Source organism: Vibrio sp. QJM3NY_27 (genome assembly GCF_057785955.1).
In genome coordinates this window covers 601,326-617,681 of record NZ_CM173512.1, presented here as the reverse complement: position 1 = coordinate 617,681, position 16,356 = coordinate 601,326, and the positions used below count along the sequence as shown (strand labels likewise).

At 44.7% G+C, this 16,356-nt stretch carries 19 protein-coding genes; 3 read left to right on the top strand and 16 right to left on the bottom strand.

What is annotated here, in order from left to right:
- Positions 1-71: 71 nt before the first annotated feature.
- The 15 genes from AC3CIA_RS18655 to AC3CIA_RS18585 all read right to left on the bottom strand — a co-directional run bounded on the left by AC3CIA_RS18655 (position 72) and on the right by AC3CIA_RS18585 (position 12,419).
- A complete protein-coding gene (locus AC3CIA_RS18655; RefSeq protein ID WP_488519492.1) occupies positions 72-746 on the bottom strand; it encodes an SDR family NAD(P)-dependent oxidoreductase in 675 nt (224 codons plus the stop codon).
- Positions 747-947: 201 nt separating this feature from the next.
- Positions 948-1,211 carry a hypothetical protein gene (locus AC3CIA_RS18650; protein WP_004732701.1) on the bottom strand — a complete coding sequence of 88 codons (264 nt, stop codon included), beginning with the start codon at positions 1,209-1,211 and terminating at the stop codon, positions 948-950.
- A gap of 278 nt (positions 1,212-1,489) precedes the next feature.
- The gene (locus AC3CIA_RS18645; RefSeq protein WP_017075553.1) at positions 1,490-2,032 is read right to left on the bottom strand and encodes a DUF3833 domain-containing protein; all 543 of its coding nucleotides are present in this window, start codon (positions 2,030-2,032) and stop codon (positions 1,490-1,492) included.
- The gene (locus tag AC3CIA_RS18640; RefSeq protein WP_488519491.1) at positions 2,029-2,616 is read right to left on the bottom strand and encodes a chalcone isomerase family protein; all 588 of its coding nucleotides are present in this window, start codon (positions 2,614-2,616) and stop codon (positions 2,029-2,031) included. Before AC3CIA_RS18640 ends, AC3CIA_RS18645 begins: the two co-directional genes overlap by 4 nt.
- 3 nt (positions 2,617-2,619) lie before the next feature.
- Positions 2,620-3,141 carry a DUF2878 domain-containing protein gene (locus AC3CIA_RS18635; RefSeq protein ID WP_017082959.1) on the bottom strand — a complete coding sequence of 174 codons (522 nt, stop codon included), beginning with the start codon at positions 3,139-3,141 and terminating at the stop codon, positions 2,620-2,622.
- On the bottom strand, positions 3,119-4,399 hold the full coding sequence (locus AC3CIA_RS18630) for a class I SAM-dependent methyltransferase (RefSeq protein ID WP_488519490.1): 1,281 nt from the start codon (positions 4,397-4,399) through the stop codon (positions 3,119-3,121). Before AC3CIA_RS18630 ends, AC3CIA_RS18635 begins: the two co-directional genes overlap by 23 nt.
- A gap of 118 nt (positions 4,400-4,517) precedes the next feature.
- Positions 4,518-5,324: a DUF1365 domain-containing protein gene (locus AC3CIA_RS18625; protein WP_488519489.1), complete on the bottom strand. Its 807-nt coding sequence runs from the start codon at positions 5,322-5,324 to the stop codon at positions 4,518-4,520.
- Complete coding sequence (locus AC3CIA_RS18620; RefSeq protein ID WP_019819977.1) at positions 5,321-6,592, bottom strand: NAD(P)/FAD-dependent oxidoreductase; 1,272 nt, start codon at positions 6,590-6,592, stop codon at positions 5,321-5,323. Before AC3CIA_RS18620 ends, AC3CIA_RS18625 begins: the two co-directional genes overlap by 4 nt.
- Positions 6,593-6,594: 2 nt before the next feature.
- Complete coding sequence (locus AC3CIA_RS18615; RefSeq protein WP_488519488.1) at positions 6,595-7,326, bottom strand: SDR family NAD(P)-dependent oxidoreductase; 732 nt, start codon at positions 7,324-7,326, stop codon at positions 6,595-6,597.
- A complete protein-coding gene (locus tag AC3CIA_RS18610; RefSeq protein ID WP_488519487.1) occupies positions 7,326-7,757 on the bottom strand; it encodes a nuclear transport factor 2 family protein in 432 nt (143 codons plus the stop codon). The genes AC3CIA_RS18615 and AC3CIA_RS18610 overlap by 1 nt, the downstream gene beginning before the upstream one ends.
- A gap of 14 nt (positions 7,758-7,771) precedes the next feature.
- A complete protein-coding gene (phrB, locus tag AC3CIA_RS18605; RefSeq protein WP_488519486.1) occupies positions 7,772-9,217 on the bottom strand; it encodes a deoxyribodipyrimidine photo-lyase in 1,446 nt (481 codons plus the stop codon).
- A complete protein-coding gene (locus AC3CIA_RS18600) occupies positions 9,214-10,161 on the bottom strand; it encodes a YbgA family protein (RefSeq protein ID WP_488519485.1) in 948 nt (315 codons plus the stop codon). The genes phrB and AC3CIA_RS18600 overlap by 4 nt, the downstream gene beginning before the upstream one ends.
- Before the next feature lie 176 nt (positions 10,162-10,337).
- Positions 10,338-11,048 carry a ChrR family anti-sigma-E factor gene (locus tag AC3CIA_RS18595; RefSeq protein WP_488519484.1) on the bottom strand — a complete coding sequence of 237 codons (711 nt, stop codon included), beginning with the start codon at positions 11,046-11,048 and terminating at the stop codon, positions 10,338-10,340.
- Complete coding sequence (locus AC3CIA_RS18590; RefSeq protein ID WP_488519483.1) at positions 11,041-11,688, bottom strand: sigma-70 family RNA polymerase sigma factor; 648 nt, start codon at positions 11,686-11,688, stop codon at positions 11,041-11,043. The genes AC3CIA_RS18595 and AC3CIA_RS18590 overlap by 8 nt, the downstream gene beginning before the upstream one ends.
- 110 nt (positions 11,689-11,798) lie before the next feature.
- Complete coding sequence (locus AC3CIA_RS18585; RefSeq protein ID WP_114634375.1) at positions 11,799-12,419, bottom strand: LON peptidase substrate-binding domain-containing protein; 621 nt, start codon at positions 12,417-12,419, stop codon at positions 11,799-11,801.
- 274 nt (positions 12,420-12,693) lie between these two features.
- Here AC3CIA_RS18585 and AC3CIA_RS18580 point away from each other — a divergent pair, with 274 nt between their 5' ends.
- Positions 12,694-13,080: a tautomerase family protein gene (locus AC3CIA_RS18580; RefSeq protein WP_065206470.1), complete on the top strand. Its 387-nt coding sequence runs from the start codon at positions 12,694-12,696 to the stop codon at positions 13,078-13,080.
- 133 nt (positions 13,081-13,213) lie between these two features.
- Here AC3CIA_RS18580 and AC3CIA_RS18575 read toward each other — a convergent pair whose 3' ends face one another.
- Entirely contained in the window at positions 13,214-14,011 is a 798-nt protein-coding gene (locus tag AC3CIA_RS18575) for a DUF4344 domain-containing metallopeptidase (protein ID WP_488519482.1), read from the bottom strand.
- 374 nt (positions 14,012-14,385) lie between these two features.
- Here AC3CIA_RS18575 and AC3CIA_RS18570 point away from each other — a divergent pair, with 374 nt between their 5' ends.
- A complete protein-coding gene (locus tag AC3CIA_RS18570; RefSeq protein WP_004732722.1) occupies positions 14,386-14,742 on the top strand; it encodes a YibL family ribosome-associated protein in 357 nt (118 codons plus the stop codon).
- 316 nt (positions 14,743-15,058) lie between these two features.
- Positions 15,059-16,285: a sodium/glutamate symporter gene (gene gltS, locus AC3CIA_RS18565; RefSeq protein WP_048660602.1), complete on the top strand. Its 1,227-nt coding sequence runs from the start codon at positions 15,059-15,061 to the stop codon at positions 16,283-16,285.
- Positions 16,286-16,356: the final 71 nt, after the last annotated feature.

The following is a 16,356-nucleotide window of genomic DNA, read 5'->3' as shown; positions in this document are numbered from 1 at the left end:
ACTTTCGTGCTCACCCTCACAAATAATTAGCGGAATAGCTCGGTTTACCTGTTCGCTGCTCTCATTAGCCGTTAACCGCGGTTTATCGTGATATCTGACACATATCCATGCTCGGTGCTGGTTAACGCCTGCTGCAGCATTTGAGCGGCTTCTTGTGCGGTCATAAAGCTTGAGGTATCCATCGCTTTGCCGCTGGTTCCCCAGAACTCGGTTGCCATCCCGCCGGGGTAAACTGCAACGATCTTCATCGGATGACCTTTGAGCTCCAACCTGACCGATTCGATAAAGCCTTTAACTGCCCATTTGGCTGCGCAGTAAGTAGACTCTTCTGCTTTAGCGCCTTGAGCTGCGGTCGACATCACAACAGCAATAGTGACGGGTTTATCTTTGTAGCGTTGAACAAGCTCGCGAATCAAAAAGATGGAAGACTCGATGTTGTTTTTCAGCATGTCGCTGATGGCGGCGGGATCTTGTTGTTCAATTTTACCGAAGTACCCACTGCCAGCACTGTGAATCACCAGCTTTGGTGTTTCAGGCAACGCATCCAATAACTCGCTCACTGATTGTGGATCACACAAGTCACAGGCTTGGCTAACAGTATTCGCTGGCAGGCTTTTCGCTAATTCAGCTAAACGTTGGGAGCTGCGGCCAGTGACCATTAAGCGCTGACGGTTGTTCGATGTGTTCGCATATTGCTTGGCTAAAGCTGCGCCTAAACCGCTGCTTGATCCGGTGATTAAAATCATGGTGACTCGGAATTGTTGAATTGAATCGAGATAGTAAGGCTTTGAATACCTGTTTGCTGAGATCTAAAACCAAGATGCAGAGATCCATGAGTAAGATGGATAAAACAGAGGATTGAGAAAGTAATGTAAGTAGGGAGGGGAAAAGAAGGAGAACTAAAAAGTAAAAACGCCGGCACAGGGCCAGCGCTTTTGAAAATCAGATTACTCTTCGTCGAACTGTTTGGTCGTGAACGAGTCTTCGATTCTGTTGAGCTCTTCTTGATCTTTCACTCGCTGTTCTTCTTGGCGAATGACTTTCGCTTCATTGAAGCGTTTCTTTTCCGACTTAGTCAGGAATTTTACAGCTTTCTTGTTGGTCAGTGCGTAAGCAACTACGTCTTCGCCTTTTTCTCTGCGGTCGTTTACACGTTGTGAGAAACGTTCATTGTCGCGAGCTTTACGCTCCGCTGAGGTCAACTTGCTCATGCTTTAAAGCCTTTTCAATTAATCATGGTAGGGAATCTACACTTAGCGAAACAAATAGGAACTGTTGTGTATGAGTCTAGCCCATTTGCATGCTGGTGGCGCATCTTAGCACAGAGACTTAATCTTGCAGATATGCTATTCGAGCGATTAAAAAAAACAGCCCACAATTTTTTGTTGTGGACTGAAGTTTTCTTGTGGGGTGGAGACGCCCTGTAAAATGAATCGAAAGGTTAATGAAACAAAGAATAATTAGCCTTGAAGCATCAGCCTTGGTTTATTCAAATTTTCTCAATGTATAAGATTACTTCACCAACTTTGAACCCAAACTTGGACATTTCGGTTTTGTTGAACAATCGTTTGTCATCCATTAAGAACATCCAATCGTCTAACACCACTTCATAGGTGCTGCCGTCTACTTCGATTTCTAAGTCATATTTCCAATACAAAGCCGAGCCTTGGGTTTCACCATAAGCCGTACCAACCACATCATTGGCGGTGCCAGTGTAGGTGTTTTCGCCTGTTTTGATTAAGTTCCAAACTCGGGTGGAACGCTCGCCATCAGCGAAGGAGAACCACTCTTTAATTTGTCCATTGTTCCCTTCCCAAGTAGCGATAAGCTTGACGTCAAAGCGGCGCAGTAAGTCTCCCGAACGATCGAGTACCATGCCATAGGCCTTCAGTTCACCATTAAAAAAGGTTTCAAGCTTAAGTTCCGGAGTGGTGTCTACGTGGTTATCTAAACTTGCGGAACCACAGCCTGCTAGCCAAGTCAGCGACAAAATGGCTACCGCGAATTTTATTATTTTTGTTTTTGGATTCATTTGTTCAAACCTAATAGTTGTTTGCGTAGGCCTGGCTCGGATGTGTTTTCAGATAACCAAATCGCTAGAAAGGCTTCACCAAATTGCTTGTCTTGGATGGTGCCTATGGGTTGCTCATCGAAATAGAAGCGACTTACGTTGTCTTCAGCGACACGGATAGTGAGGGTACTTCCTTCTTCAACACTGGGCCACATTGCGTACAAAGGCTTCAACCAACGTTGGATATTGTTGTTGGAGTAACCAAGTTTGCTCCACTGGTCTTTGGTTGCGTCTACAAGGTCTTTGCTGTCAATTGCTCGGTAGTACTCAAGTTTCAAAGCACGCTCAGAGTTAGACGGAGTGGTGTAGAACTCTGCAGAATACAAAGTCCAAAACAAGTAGCTCATTTCTCCCTGACCGCGCTTATTTAAATCATCGACAGCAGAAGCTTTGGCATTCCCGGTAAATAGGAGTGCTGCGTAAATGAGGGTTAAGGTGACTAAGCTAAATAGTCGGATTCTTGATTGCTCGCTTGTTTGAGTGCGAACGCGACTAATATCGCTCTCAGATTTGAACGCTTGCGTAGGGTTGCGTGGAAAAGCCATAAGTCACCTCGTTGTTGCCATTTTGGGTTGTACTAAGTTGGAGTAAGCGGCCACCAGTAAGGGCAACAAAATCCCCCAACTTATTGCAAGGGCAGCTAACACCGATGCGTCTGGCCAAGTAGTCAGAAGGGCGCCTGCTTTGATGCCTCCCCAATAACTACTAGTACCTGCTACGAACCCTATGACAAACAAGATCACTTTCGAGCATTTTAAAAGCCAATTTAGGCTGTGGTTAAAGCTGATTAAAAACATGATCCACAGGCAAACGAGCCAGACTGGAAACCACGATTGATTCGCAATTTCAGAGTCGACTGCAAACACGCCGAAGTGAAGCAAGAGGCTATCAAGCAACAGCCCTAATGGTAATAAAATGAGTATTTTCAGATCGCTACTGCGAGTAGGGGAGAGAAGGAAGTGAACGGCCACAATCAGTGGCGCCACGAACGGGGCTTGCGCGGTAAAGAACGCGCTGCAAACCCAGGTCGCTTGAAACAGAACGAGATTAATAATCCAAAACCGTTTCATCTTTTGCTCCAAAGTAACGAGGTTTTCTAGCAACTAAGTGATGAGTACTGATCACGCGCTCTTTGAATGCACCTTCACAGTAGCAGAAGTAGAAGATCCACAAGCGCTTAAACTCTTCTGAATAGCCGAGAGACTCTAACTCTTCCCAACTGTTTTCAAAGGCAACATTCCAATCATTAAGCGTTCGAGCGTAGTGCAGGCCAATGTCATCGATTTCTTGGACAACAAGGTCTGTACTGGTCGCAAGGTGTTGGGTCATCACTGAGACCGAAGGTAGGCAACCGCCTGGGAAAATGTATTTCTGAATAAAGTCGACGCCTTTGCGGTATTTGTCATAACGACTGTCGGCGATGGTGATTGCTTGAATCAGCATTTTGCCTGATGGTTTCAACAATGAAGAACATTTCTCAAAGAAGGTCTGTAGATATTCATGGCCGACCGCCTCGATCATCTCGATAGAGACCAACTTGTCATACTCACCAGTGAGGTTACGATAATCCTCTTTGAGCAGGGTGATTTTGTCGGTTAAGCCAAGCGCTTTGACTCTCTGTTCTGCAAGCGCGTGTTGGGCATCTGAGATTGTGGTTGTGGTGACATGGCATCCGTAGTGTTGCGCCATGAATATCGCTAAACCACCCCAGCCCGTGCCTATCTCGACCACGTTATCTTTCTCTGACAACTCTAATCGCTCACAGATGGTTTTCATTTTGTTTTGCTGAGCTTTGGATAGGGTTTCTGCTTCTTCGCTGTAGATAGCGGAAGAGTATTGCATCGAGCTGTCTAGGAAGCGCTCGTACAACTCATTGCCAATATCGTAGTGCGCAAGAATATTACGTTTAGAGCCTTGCTCGGTGTTAGCATTCTTACGACGCAGCAATAGATTTTTGATGCGAGAAATCCATTGCGTTTTATCGTCAAGCTCGTCGAGTTGAGATTGATTTCGAGCCATGATTTGAATCACTTTGGTGAGATCTGGGCTTGTCCATTTTCCATCAATGTAGGCCTCAGATGCGCCAATACTGCCGTCAATCACGACATCTCTAAAAAAGGTTGCATCGTGAATCACGATTCGACCTTTCAAGTCGGCTTCTCGATCGCCGAACATCGAATGCTGGTCGCGCTCAATGATCTCAAGCGTCGCGAATTGCAGGCTTTCTAAAACCTTAAAGATTAAAGCTCGATATTTACAGTTGCTTGAAACAGCAACGGCTTTAGCTTGTTGTTCAATGTTGTTGTTTTGTTTGGCAAGCTGTTCCATGTAAACCTCGCTGATAACTCATTCTAATATTTTGTGCCAACTTAGCTGGGTTGTGCCCCTTGGTTGGAGCCAACCCAAGCTTGGGTCGAGTTCTATTATTTAGTTGCTGTGAAGACACTTAAGATGTTGAATCTGGATGCCCCACAAACGGTACTTTTTTCAGGAATAATTTGAGAGCCTGATAATAAATTCCCATCACGACTTTAATCGTCATTGCCGGAATCTTGAATACCGTTCGTCTAATGTTTGTCTTGGTTACTGACTGTTTCGTCAAAGCCAGTGTCGCATCGAAAAGCTTGTCGTCTCGGCGGCTTTCAATGTGGACCAAGGTGCGTTTCGCTGGTGGCTTAATCTTCCAAAAATAAGTCATGTTCAAATCCATAAACGGCGAAACGTGAAACTCTTTTTTTACTTTCAACTCTTGGTGCATGTCGATCAGATAATAGTGTCTTTCTCGCCAAGGCGTGTTACTCACCTCAGCCAACATATACTTACAATCGCCAGTTTCGTCGTAACAGAAGAAACAGTTGATTGGGCTGAAGTAGATACCTAAACAGCGGCACTGAGCCAGCATAGTCACACGGTTTGAATCAGACCAAACCCCACCAAGTTTTTGCACTTTGGAAGCTATACGTTGTTTAAGTGATTTTGGTTCATCCGTGGTGGCATTTTCTTTTTTTTCAGCTAGATAATCCGATTCGACAAAGCGAATCGGGTTGTACCATCGAGTTCCGAACAGCGCACTACGCGCTGTGGTTTGGGGCAGCTCATCAAGATCTAACCCCATCATATACAGCTGATAACTGAACTCATGGGTGATGTCGCCAAAGCGGCGATGTCTGACGTTACCCCAATAGATACCGCTGAGCTCTTCACTCTTTTCGGATGCTAACTCCATCTCGGGTGTCAGGGCTTGACTGTTCATAGCGCTGAACTCGTGCTCAAATCTAAACCGAAGCGTTTGGTCACATCGAGTGCACTGTGGACACCATCTTCATGGAACCCGTTGTACCAGTAAGCACCAGCAAAGTGAGTCTGGTTTTTACCACATATCTGCTCACGCTTGTGTTGAGCTTCGACCGTGTTCGAATTAAGTACCGGGTGATGATAAACAAAGCTGCGAATGATTTTTTCTGGGTCGATGGCTTCGCTTTGATTCAAGGTGACACAGAAGGTGTCTTGGCTTTCGATGCCTTGCAGAATGTTCATGTTGTACGTGACACAAGCAGGTCGTTTACTGTCACCATCCAACATGTAGTTCCAGCTTGCCCAAGCCAGCTTTCTGTCTGGTAACAAGCGAGTATCGGTGTGCAGAACCACTTCATTGCGGCTGTATGGGATCTCGCCCAGTACCTGTTGCTCTTGTTCTGTCGCATCACCAAGCAGACGTAATGCTTGGTCTGAGTGGCAAGCAAAGATTACTTCGTCGAAGCCTTGTGTGCTGCCATCTTCAAATTCAATCGTGACGCCTGTTTCTTGGCGAGTCACTTGTTTAATCGATGTATTGAGTGCAACAGGCTTACTTAGGCGTGAAAGGATGATTTCAACATAAGAACGCGATCCTTTAGGTATCACATACCATTGTGGACGGTTCGCAATGTCGAGCAATCCGTGGTTGTAGAAAAACTGGATGAAGAACTTGAGCTCAAATTCTTCCATCTCTTCCAAGCTTGTCGACCAAATCGCCGCGCCCATCGGTAGAATATAGTGCTGACTGAAAAAGTCGGAAAATTGATTATCACGTAGGAAGCTGCCGAGGGTAACGTCTGGTGTGAATTCATTGCTTTCAAACTGAGCCTTACACAGTTTGTTGAACTTGAGAATGTCAGACACTAAAGACCAGAACTGAGGTTTGAAGATGTTGCTCCTCTGCGCGAATAACGAATTTATGCTGTGGCCGTTGTATTCAAACTTGGTCGTCGTGTTGTGGACGCTGAAGCTCATCTCGGTAGGTTGCCTTTCGACCCCGAGTTGTTCTAGAAGCTGATTGAAATTCGGGTAGGTTCGATCGTTGAATACGATGAAGCCTGTATCTATCGAAAACGCCGAGCCTTGATGTTCAATATCAACGGTCGCTGTGTGCCCCCCTACGTAATCGTTCTTTTCGAATACTGTTACGTCGTGGTGCTTGTCTAATATATGCGCGCAAGTGAGTCCAGAGATACCTGAACCAATAATGGCGATTTTCTTCATTGTTATACCATCCTTGAAGCGAGTTTTTGCCAAACTGGGGTTGGAAGCATTCTTAGTAGCTTCATCAACATGATGAATCGTCTTGGGAAATCGATTTCACTCTTTCCTTGAGCGATACCATTTACGATTCGCTGAGTTGCGGCCTCACTACTAATAATCATAGGCATAGAGAACGTATTTCGCTCGGTTAATGGCGTTTCAACAAAGCCAGGGTGCACAATTGAGACATGAATGTTGTGCGTTGCCAGATCAACCGAAAGTGTTCTGCCTAAGTAGGTGAGGGCTGCCTTTGAAGCGCCATAAGCCTCGGCTCTTGGCAGAGGTAAAAAGCTGGCGCTGGAGCTGACTAAAACCAAACGGCCGCCGGGCTTGATGTTTTTTAACCAGGCTTTAAGGGCGTAGCCAATTGAAATTAGGTTTATGTTGATGACGCGTTCGAAAAGCTCGGCATCGAAATTCACTGGGTCGTCGATGTACTCACAATCACCCGCATTTAAAATCAGCAGGTCGAGCGGCTTGTCTTGGTCGAGCTCTGGAAAGTTGTGGTAATCAGTCAGATCGAAACTGAGCGGTGTAATTGATGAATGCGCGATGTCTGTATCGTGAGAATCAACCAAGGCTTGCAGTTTGTCTGGATTGCGGCCACAAGCAATCACCTGATGCCCTTGCTGAGCGTAATCTTTAGCTAGGGATTGGCCGATACCTGAGGTCGCGCCTGTAATCATAATACGCATTATCGACTCGCTCTCTTTTTGATGGATTTGATCGCGCAGCCCAGTACTGGAATGTGTTCATACAACATAGAACCGACGTCGAGGTAGTCTCTGTGGTAAATCACTTGACCGTCGAGCATCTTGAGGTGGCTGTGTCCTTGTACTTCGATTGGCTTTTGCCCATTTAATTGCTTGTGAGCAAATTGCATCGTCCAGTAAACAGAAGCTTCGTCGTTCGCTTCGAAAGTGTGTTCGATATGAAAGTAACAGCTCGTAACCTGTGTGTAGAGGTTCTCGAAGTAGTGCGTGAGCGCCGAAATACCGTTGACATGATGCAGCGGATCTTGGAATTCAATATCAGGGTGATAAACCGTCTTAAGCACGTCGAAATTTTCGGTTCCGAGTTCTCGATACATGTTGAGAAAGTTATCAAGCCATAGAGAGTTATCCATAATATTCACTCTAATTATTTGAAGAAGGCTAAGGCTCTCAATCGTGCTTCTTTATGCTCAACGATGGGTTGCCAGTATTCGCTGTCTAATCCGTTTTTAGCGATAAAGTCATGTGGGAAATGCACATGCTTATCTGGGATATTTTGCAGCTCTGGTATGTACTTACGAATAAAAATTCCTTTTGGATCAAACTTTTCACTCTGAGTGATTGGATTGAAAATTCGGAAGTAAGGTTGAGCATCACAGCCCGTACTTGAAGCCCACTGCCAGCCACCATTATTCGCGCTGAAATCACCATCGATAAGGTGCGACATAAAGAAACGCTCACCCCAACGCCAATCGATCAGCAGGTGCTTGGTTAGGAAGCTTGCCACCACCATTCTGAGCCTGTTGTGCATCCAGCCTGTCTCAACTAATTGACGCATTGCTGCATCAACCAATGGATATCCGGTTTTTCCTTCGCACCACGCCTTGAAGCTAGGGTTGTCGTGATACCAATCTAAGCCGTTGTATTTCTGCTGAAAGTTCGCACCTTTAACCAGTTTAGGATGATGGAACATCAAATGCTTATAAAAATCTCGCCAAATCAATTCATTAAGCCAAGAAAAGGCTGGTAGTTGTGTGTCAAACAACAAATCGGGTTGTTGCTGTATCAACTGAATCGCTAACCAACGTGGGCTCACAGCGCCAATCGCCAAGTAAGGAGAAAGGCCAGACGTGCCTTTTAACGATGGAATGTCTCTAAGGCGAGAATAGTCATTAACTTTATTGGCTAAGAAATTGGGAATCACATTGCCCAGCACATCTTGGCTTAATGGCCAACGGCTTGAATCAACACGCGGAAAGTCGAAATCGTACTCGCCAGAAAAACCACTTAACGATTGTTTCAGTTGTGATGGATTCTGAAGCGAATCCGTTTCAGATGAACCTGCTTGCGCTGATCCTGTTGAATGCACTGGAGCGTGGCTGCAAATGATGCCTTTCGCTTGCACTTCTTTTAACCATGCGTTTTTGAAAGGTGTGAAAACCTTGAACATCTCGCCTTGTTTATTCAGCACGCTACCTAATGGCAGAATCGTATCGCAGTCGGTTATCTTCAGTTTTATACCGCTAGCGATTAAGCGTTTGTCACGTAACTGCTCGTCTACTTCAGGCTCAGAATTGGCGTAAACACACGTCGCATCAAGCTGTTTGTATAGATGAGTGAGTTGTGCGGCTTGGTCGTCAAAATCGCGGGCTTTGAGGTGCAGAAGATCGATCCCAAATTCAGCGAGTTGGGATTCAAGTTGCTGCAGGTGACGATAGATTAAATCGGCTTTGATTGGCGCAAGGTGGTGTTGCTGCCATTGCAGTGGCGTTGAAATAAAAACGGCGATAGAGGCGCCGTTTTCAACTGCAGAGACGAGCGCTGGGTTATCGTGAATCCTCAGGTCTCGTCTTATCCATAGAATGTCGCTCAATATCCGTATCTCAGCTTAAGTTCTTGTGGGTGCGGGTTTAGGTAAACCTGTGATTCAAGGTACTCGTTTGGGTATTCCATCAAGTAGTGATTGATCAGTGTGAGTGGAACTAACAGAGGAACAAGACCTTCTCTGAATGATGAAATCTGATTGGTAAGCTCTTGCTTGTGCGCGCTGCTCAATTGTTTCTTAAAGTAACCTTGCAAATGATGCAGAGTATTGGCGTGGCTACCACGGTTCGCGTGGTGAGATAATGCCGTCATCAAGCCTTCAATATATTGTTTTGCCAACTCATCGATTTCAAGATCGTTGCTTGCTAATAATTTCCCAAGTTTCTTATAGCCTTCAATGTGGTGACACATTACCAAGTACTTGTGAGCGCTGTGGAATTGAATCAGCTTGTGTTTAGTTACGCCTTCGTCAACAAGGTTGAGCCACTTCTGATAAGTGAAGACACGTGTCATGAAGTTTTCGCGCAAAATAGGGTCATTGAGGCGACCATTTTCTTCAACGGGAAGTAACGGGTTACCGTCCATAATTTGTTGGGTGAACATGCCTACGCCAGTCGATTCAGATCCGCGACCGTGGTGGTGATACACCTTAACGCGCTCCATACCGCAGGTTGGGCTTTTTTGACACACAATGAATCCTGCGATGTGCTGGTTGCTCTTTGAATAGTTTTGTCCAAACTCGATCAGATCATTGGTCACATCACCAGAACCGTCAGGTCTAGAAACGTGAATGATATTGTCTAGCTGACGAACTTGGCGAATGGTTGGGCGAGGTGTTGGAAGACCCACTGCCATTTCTGGGCATACTGGTTCTAGTTCAACATAATCTGCAAGGTCATCTGTACAAAAACGAGAGCGTTTGTGACCTGTATCGAAACGTACCTTATGTCCTGCAACACAAGCACTAATGCCTATTTTAATTTTCTTTTCCATTGGCCAACTCCTTTGCTCTTGCTTTGAGCTATTTATTATATTTCAACATTGCTAATCGTACTTACAGAGCCGGGTGTGTTTTAAGTCTCAACACCGTTGATGTTTTAAGCCAGATGTATTTGACGATATACAGGATAACTTCATGCCATCCTGTATATTTATAGCGTGCAACTGGGTTAATAGATATATTTACCGAGTGGATTGAATAACTGGCTCACACCTTTTGTGAAGTAAAGCGCATCACTTGAAACAGTTAAACACACACAACCTTCTTTGGTGGCTGGTTGGTGAGTGTGGTCACCATCTAACCAGATGAAATCGCCTTTGTTGTAGACTCCCATTTCATCTTCGAAACTGCCTTCTAAAAGAAGCGTAATCTCAAAGCCTTTGTGGGTGTGGCATGGCACTTGTCCATCTTTGTCGATGTGCAGCAAACTGGTGTGGTGTGCTTCGTCGTCAAAATCGAGTCGCGCTCGCGAAATTTTGCCTAAGTTCATCCAGTCTTTTCTCGCCACTGAATTCAACGCGCGAGGAATAGTGAACGTGGTGTCTGCAACCGTAACTTGCTGAACTTCGGGTGTCACTTCGATAGCTTGAGATGAATCAGCAGTGATTTGAGCAATCGCATCAAAATCAAACTCTCCATCATCGGATAGGAACGCATCCATTTTGCTGTCAGAAAGTTGAAGCCCTGAGGTATCACTTTCAAAGGCAGATGTATCGCTTTCAAAGACTGAGTCAGCAGCTTGCGCCGTCAGCATGCTTACTTGTTGTTGGCAGTGTTCACACAGTTCTACATGGCTAGAGACAATCAAAGAAACTGAGTCTGCGAGTGTTCCATCGACAAAATCTTTCAAAATTGCGGCATTTGGGTGATGTTTAATCATGATCTTGTTCCCCCATGTGAACCTTAAGTTTGGCTAAAGCGAGTCTCAGACGTGATTTCACGGTTCCAAGTGGGACGCCGAGTTGTTGAGCGAGTTGCTCTTGTGACAACTCCTGAAAGTAAACGCCTTTGACAATCGTTTTCTGAGCCAAAGGCAGCTTCTCTATTTGAGTCATTACATGGCGGCTCATCAAATGATCACCAAACGGTAATTCATCGCTTTGAGATTCCGCGACCATTGCATCTATTGGCCAAATGTCGTCAGCGATTGTTTGTTCTGCTTTTGCTTTCACCTTTCGCAGCATGTCGAAGGCTGCATTTCGCATCACGGTATAGACCCAAGTAGTCCCAGCGCCTTTCTCTTCGTTGTAGAGATGCGCTTTCTTCCAAACGTTAGTCATCGTGTCTTGAACTAGCTCGTTTGCAGCAGCTTCGCTGCCCAACTTACTGATTCCAAAACGCTTGATCTTAGGTGCGAAGAACTTGAACAAACAGGTGAAGGCTTGTTTGTCTCGGTCTGAACCAACCAAAATCAACCAGCTTGAGAGCTCTTTAGGTACCTTATTTTCATTAGGTAATTTGTTGTCGGGAATAATGACATGCTCCTTGCCGTTCCCTGAACTTCTGCTTTCGACTTGCATAGTACTTAACCATCATGCGAATTTGAGTGACACTACGTGAAAGGAGAAGGTCGGGATCACTTTAATTTAAATTAATTTCCACTATACAAAATTATAGTGAAGAAAAGTGCTTATTGCCCCGTAATGATTTGATTCAAAAAAGGAACTAAAGAAGGAAAGCTAGCGGGTTCGGTAAATTCTGTTTTCTTTTCCAATGGGATAGGCATCATTTCGAGTAATCGCGCACAAATCCATCGTGGGCTTTCGAAGTCTGGAGTGGGGTAGAGCGTTCTGATTGAATCGTGGTCTCGAAACAGCTGTACTAAGAATGCAGTAAATACGTTCGGTACTTTGCATTCTAGATCTGGCCAATGAGGTAACAACCTGAACTGGCTTTTTATCAGGTCATCGTCGTCTCGAAATGGTCCGTGAAGCTGAACCAGCTGTTGGCCTTCGACATCGATTTCCAAAATTTGGTCGTCAGACATGTTGAAATCAACGATGGACACTTTGGTTCCCCAAGAACTGAGATGTTCAGAGTTGGTGCTGTCTTGGGTGGCAATAATGAACCCGTCTCCTTGGGCCGCATGTGCAACCATAGCAAGATATTTTGGTTCAAAGATGCGTAGCCTCTGTCGACCTCCGGGCAGAAGGAATATCGGAAGGGGAAATACGGCGAGCTCGAGAGAAGACTCTACGAGTGCCTCTGGTTCGGCGTCTGGCCGTGTGATCTGGCTCGATGAATTCGGCACATAGCACTCCTTAGTTCAAATTTAATTTGAGAAGATATACGCGGAGTCGGTGGTGTTCGATCAATTGATTGTGGTTGTTATTGGGTGATGAGCTACAGACATGAGCCAAAGCAGATTGTTTTTTGTTGCACATGCTCATAAATTCATTGTTTTTACCTTCTTTCATACGCGTCATTAGGTAATATATGTACGAATAGTAAGCGGATGGGTGGTCGCCAAACGATGCTTCTATCTATCCTTCTTCTTTACCTGACATCGCATCAAAGGAATGGTCATGATTGTTATATATGGTATCAAAGAGTGCTTGAATCCAATTAAGTTGCAGCTCTCTAATGTGTTGCAACAGTGCTTAAACAGTGAAATGGGTTTACCCGATGACAAGCGAGCGCATCGATTTGTACCATTGGAGCGAGATGATTTCTTTTATCCAGAAGGAAGAACAGAAGCCTATACCGTTATAGAGATCAATATGATGGAAGGTCGAGCGGTCAATACCAAGAAGCGCTTAATTAAGAAGATATTTTCTGAGATAGAGAGGCAGTTAGCTATCTCTCCTATTGATATCGAAATAACCATCAAGGAACAGCCTGCACACTGTTGGGGATTTCGAGGCATGACCGGTGATGAAGCCCAAGACCTGAAGTATAAAGTGAAGGTCTAAGGTCTAAGGTCTAAGGTCGCAGGACTAAGATATATTCCACTTCAAATCTTGGATTTATAGATTACTGAGAGCGGCTTTAGAAAAACACTAAGCCGCTTGTTATTGAAGAAGACCGTTAGAGAAGGTTAAACCATTAGCTCTCGTCGTTCTCTTTTAGGTAACGGTGCCAGTTGGCATTGATGACATCAAAGTGCTCAACACAGAACTCTTTCCTATCTTTCAAATAGTCGTTTTCTACTTCATCGAGCAAGTTCTTGTAGGCATCCGGATCGCTGCCATACACCAAGCATAATGTGGAGAAGTAGCGCTGTAGATCAAAACTGTGCTCATCAATGTATTCACCCAAGTCGTAATACTCAGGGCGGTCTTCTGACTCGAAAGCGAACATGTCAGCGGCGCTGATTGCGGCATCACCTCCATGTTCTACGTAGTTAAGTAAAAGCATTGTCGCGAGGTTATCAACGGCATCTTCTTCTTTGCCCAGTATGGCAATATTCTGGTCTTCGATATAAGCGTGCCCAGCTTCGTGCAGTAGAGTATGAAGCAAGGTATCGATAGCACCAGTTTGCGCGGTCTTCCCATACTCTTTTTCGTATTGATTCTTTTCAAAGTAATTAAGCGACTCAGAGTAGAAGCTATACGGGATAAGCACTTGATGCGTTTGTGGATCGTAGAGTGGACCTTCTTCCCCGCCGTATTGAATGGTTAATGGCTTTTCAAACATGAAGAGTTGGTTTGACAGGTCAATCACAGTGTCATTGACGCCACTGTTTTGAATTTCACGTTTGAGCTGCTCTTCTTCAGTATTTTGTGGTGAAGAGAACTTAACGATCAGGTTACTTTGGGTTGTTTGTTCACTAGATGCATAAGTGGCGGCAAACACTGAGCTAAGGGCTAGGCTGTAGGCCAGTGTTCGTTTCAATAATGTCATCGGCTATCCTTGTGATTATGCGGCGAGTCAGGCTCGGTGTTAAGGTGATCCCCCTAAGTCATGTAACTCAAGTTACGCGATCCAAGTTATGTACCTTAAGCTGTTTAAGCTGTTTGAGTTATTTACTGTGGTTAGATTACAAGTTTAGACTGAATTTTGAAGCATCGAGGACAGCAATTTTTGAAGTCGACACGAGCTGATTAATGAGTGACCCACTTTGAGGTTCGGCTACAAAGAATTGGCGAGCTGAATGACCAGCGGTGATGTGATTCGTTTCTGTTGGTAATTGATAGATAAATTTCGGTTCAAGTGAACCCTTGTGCTATACTCCGCGCCCCAATCCGAATTGGCTTGTTAAATCTTAGGAAATTATTATGAGTGTTAAAAACGAACTTCAACAAATTAACAACCGTCTAGACAAATGTCGCAACAAGTTAGCGGCTGCTAAAACTCGTAATGATCGTCCTGTTGTTCGTCAATTTGAAGACGAGATTAAGAAGCTAACCAAGAAAATTGCTCAGTTGAAACACAAAGAAAGCTTCGATGTAAATCAAGAGCGTAAGTCTTTGGTTGATATGCCATTTAGCCGTGAGATTACAAAAGCTGAGCAAGCGGATATGGGTAAACTTAAGAAGTCTGTAAAAGGGCTCGTAATTGTTCACCCAATGACGAAGATCGGTAAAGAGCTTCGCATTGAGGTTATGACTGGTTACGCACCGAAAAAATTCTAATTACCAGTGATGGTGATGAAAGAGGAGCTAGTAATAGCTCCTTTTTGCTTTTTTAGGTATTAAAAAAGCAGAGTTAGCGGCAAGGATACTCACGCCGTTATCAACTTTTTGGAGGTGATTTTTGTCACAAATCCTTTTATCTCCTATAAAAGTTAACGTGTCACTAACATGGCACCAAGTGAACGCAGTAATGTGTTCGCTTTTCGAATCTACAATTTCTCTCCAGTTTGTATAAATATAGGTAGAGCAGCACAGATAATTACAGATAAAACTAGACTCATTAAGGAAGATGAGAACGTAAAAAAATAGAGGTTATATGAATCAATTAATTTCAATTGGACCACTAGAATCCTTCCTAATCGCGATTAGTGTTTTGTTTCTAGGTCATTTCGTCAATGCAAAGCTTCCGGTTCTCAAAAAGTACAATATTCCAGAGCCCATTGTCGGCGGCTTGATTGTCGCTTTTGCTATTACAGCCCTGCACTTTAATGGCCTTGATCTTGAATTTTCTTTGCCCTTGCAGAACACTTTCATGTTGATGTTCTTTGCAACGGTTGGTCTTGCGGCGAACTACACACAGCTGATGAAAGGTGGTGCCAAAGTATTCCTATTTTTAGGGGTGGCTTCGGTTTACATCATTATCCAAAACGGTGTGGGCGTAACACTTGCGACGGCTCTAGGCCTTGAACCCTTAATGGGTTTGATTGCTGGCTCTATCACGCTTTCTGGTGGCCACGGTACGGGCGCAGCTTGGTCTCAAACCTTTGCAGACACGTTTGGCATTGCGAATACTCTCGAAATCGCGATGGCTTCAGCGACCTTTGGTTTGATTATCGGTGGTATTATCGGTAGCCCCGTCGCTCAAAAGTTGATTGATAAAAACCAGCTTGAATCTGAGTACGGCACTGGCACGCAAACCCACGAACGTTTCCCGGAACTTGTTACTTACAACGAGTACGAAGAAGACAAGGTGACAGCGAAGAAGGTGATTGAAGTATTGTTCATTCTTCTTATCTGTATTACGGGTGCGAAATATTTAGAGCAGTGGGTAGCGACTTTTGAAATTTCTTGGTTGATGATTCCAGACTTCGTTTACGCGCTGTTTATCGGTGTGTTCATCACGAACGTGTTCGAAGTGACTAAGCTGCATAAGACGGACAGCGAAACGGTCGATATTCTTGGTACGGTGTCATTGTCGTTGTTCTTAGCGATGGCATTAATGAGCCTTAAGCTTTGGAACATCTTTGACCTTGCGATTCCGTTCTTGGCTATCCTTGCGGTTCAGGCTGTGGTGTTGGGTATCTTCTCTTACTTTGTGACGTTCAAAGTAATGGGTTCTAACTACGACGCAGCGGTTATGGCGGGTGGTCACTGTGGTTTCGGCCTAGGTGCAACACCAACAGCGGTAATGAACATGGGTTCTTTGGTGAACCGATTCGGTCCGTCGCCACAAGCCTTCATGGTTGTGCCAATCGTTGGTGCCTTCTTTATCGATATCGTTAACCTGATCATCCTTCAAGGTTACATCTCGTTTATCGGTTAATGTTCGCCTTTGCTTAAATGCGATGAGCTAATCGCACTAAGATGAATACAAGAAAGCCAGTCTGTTGACTG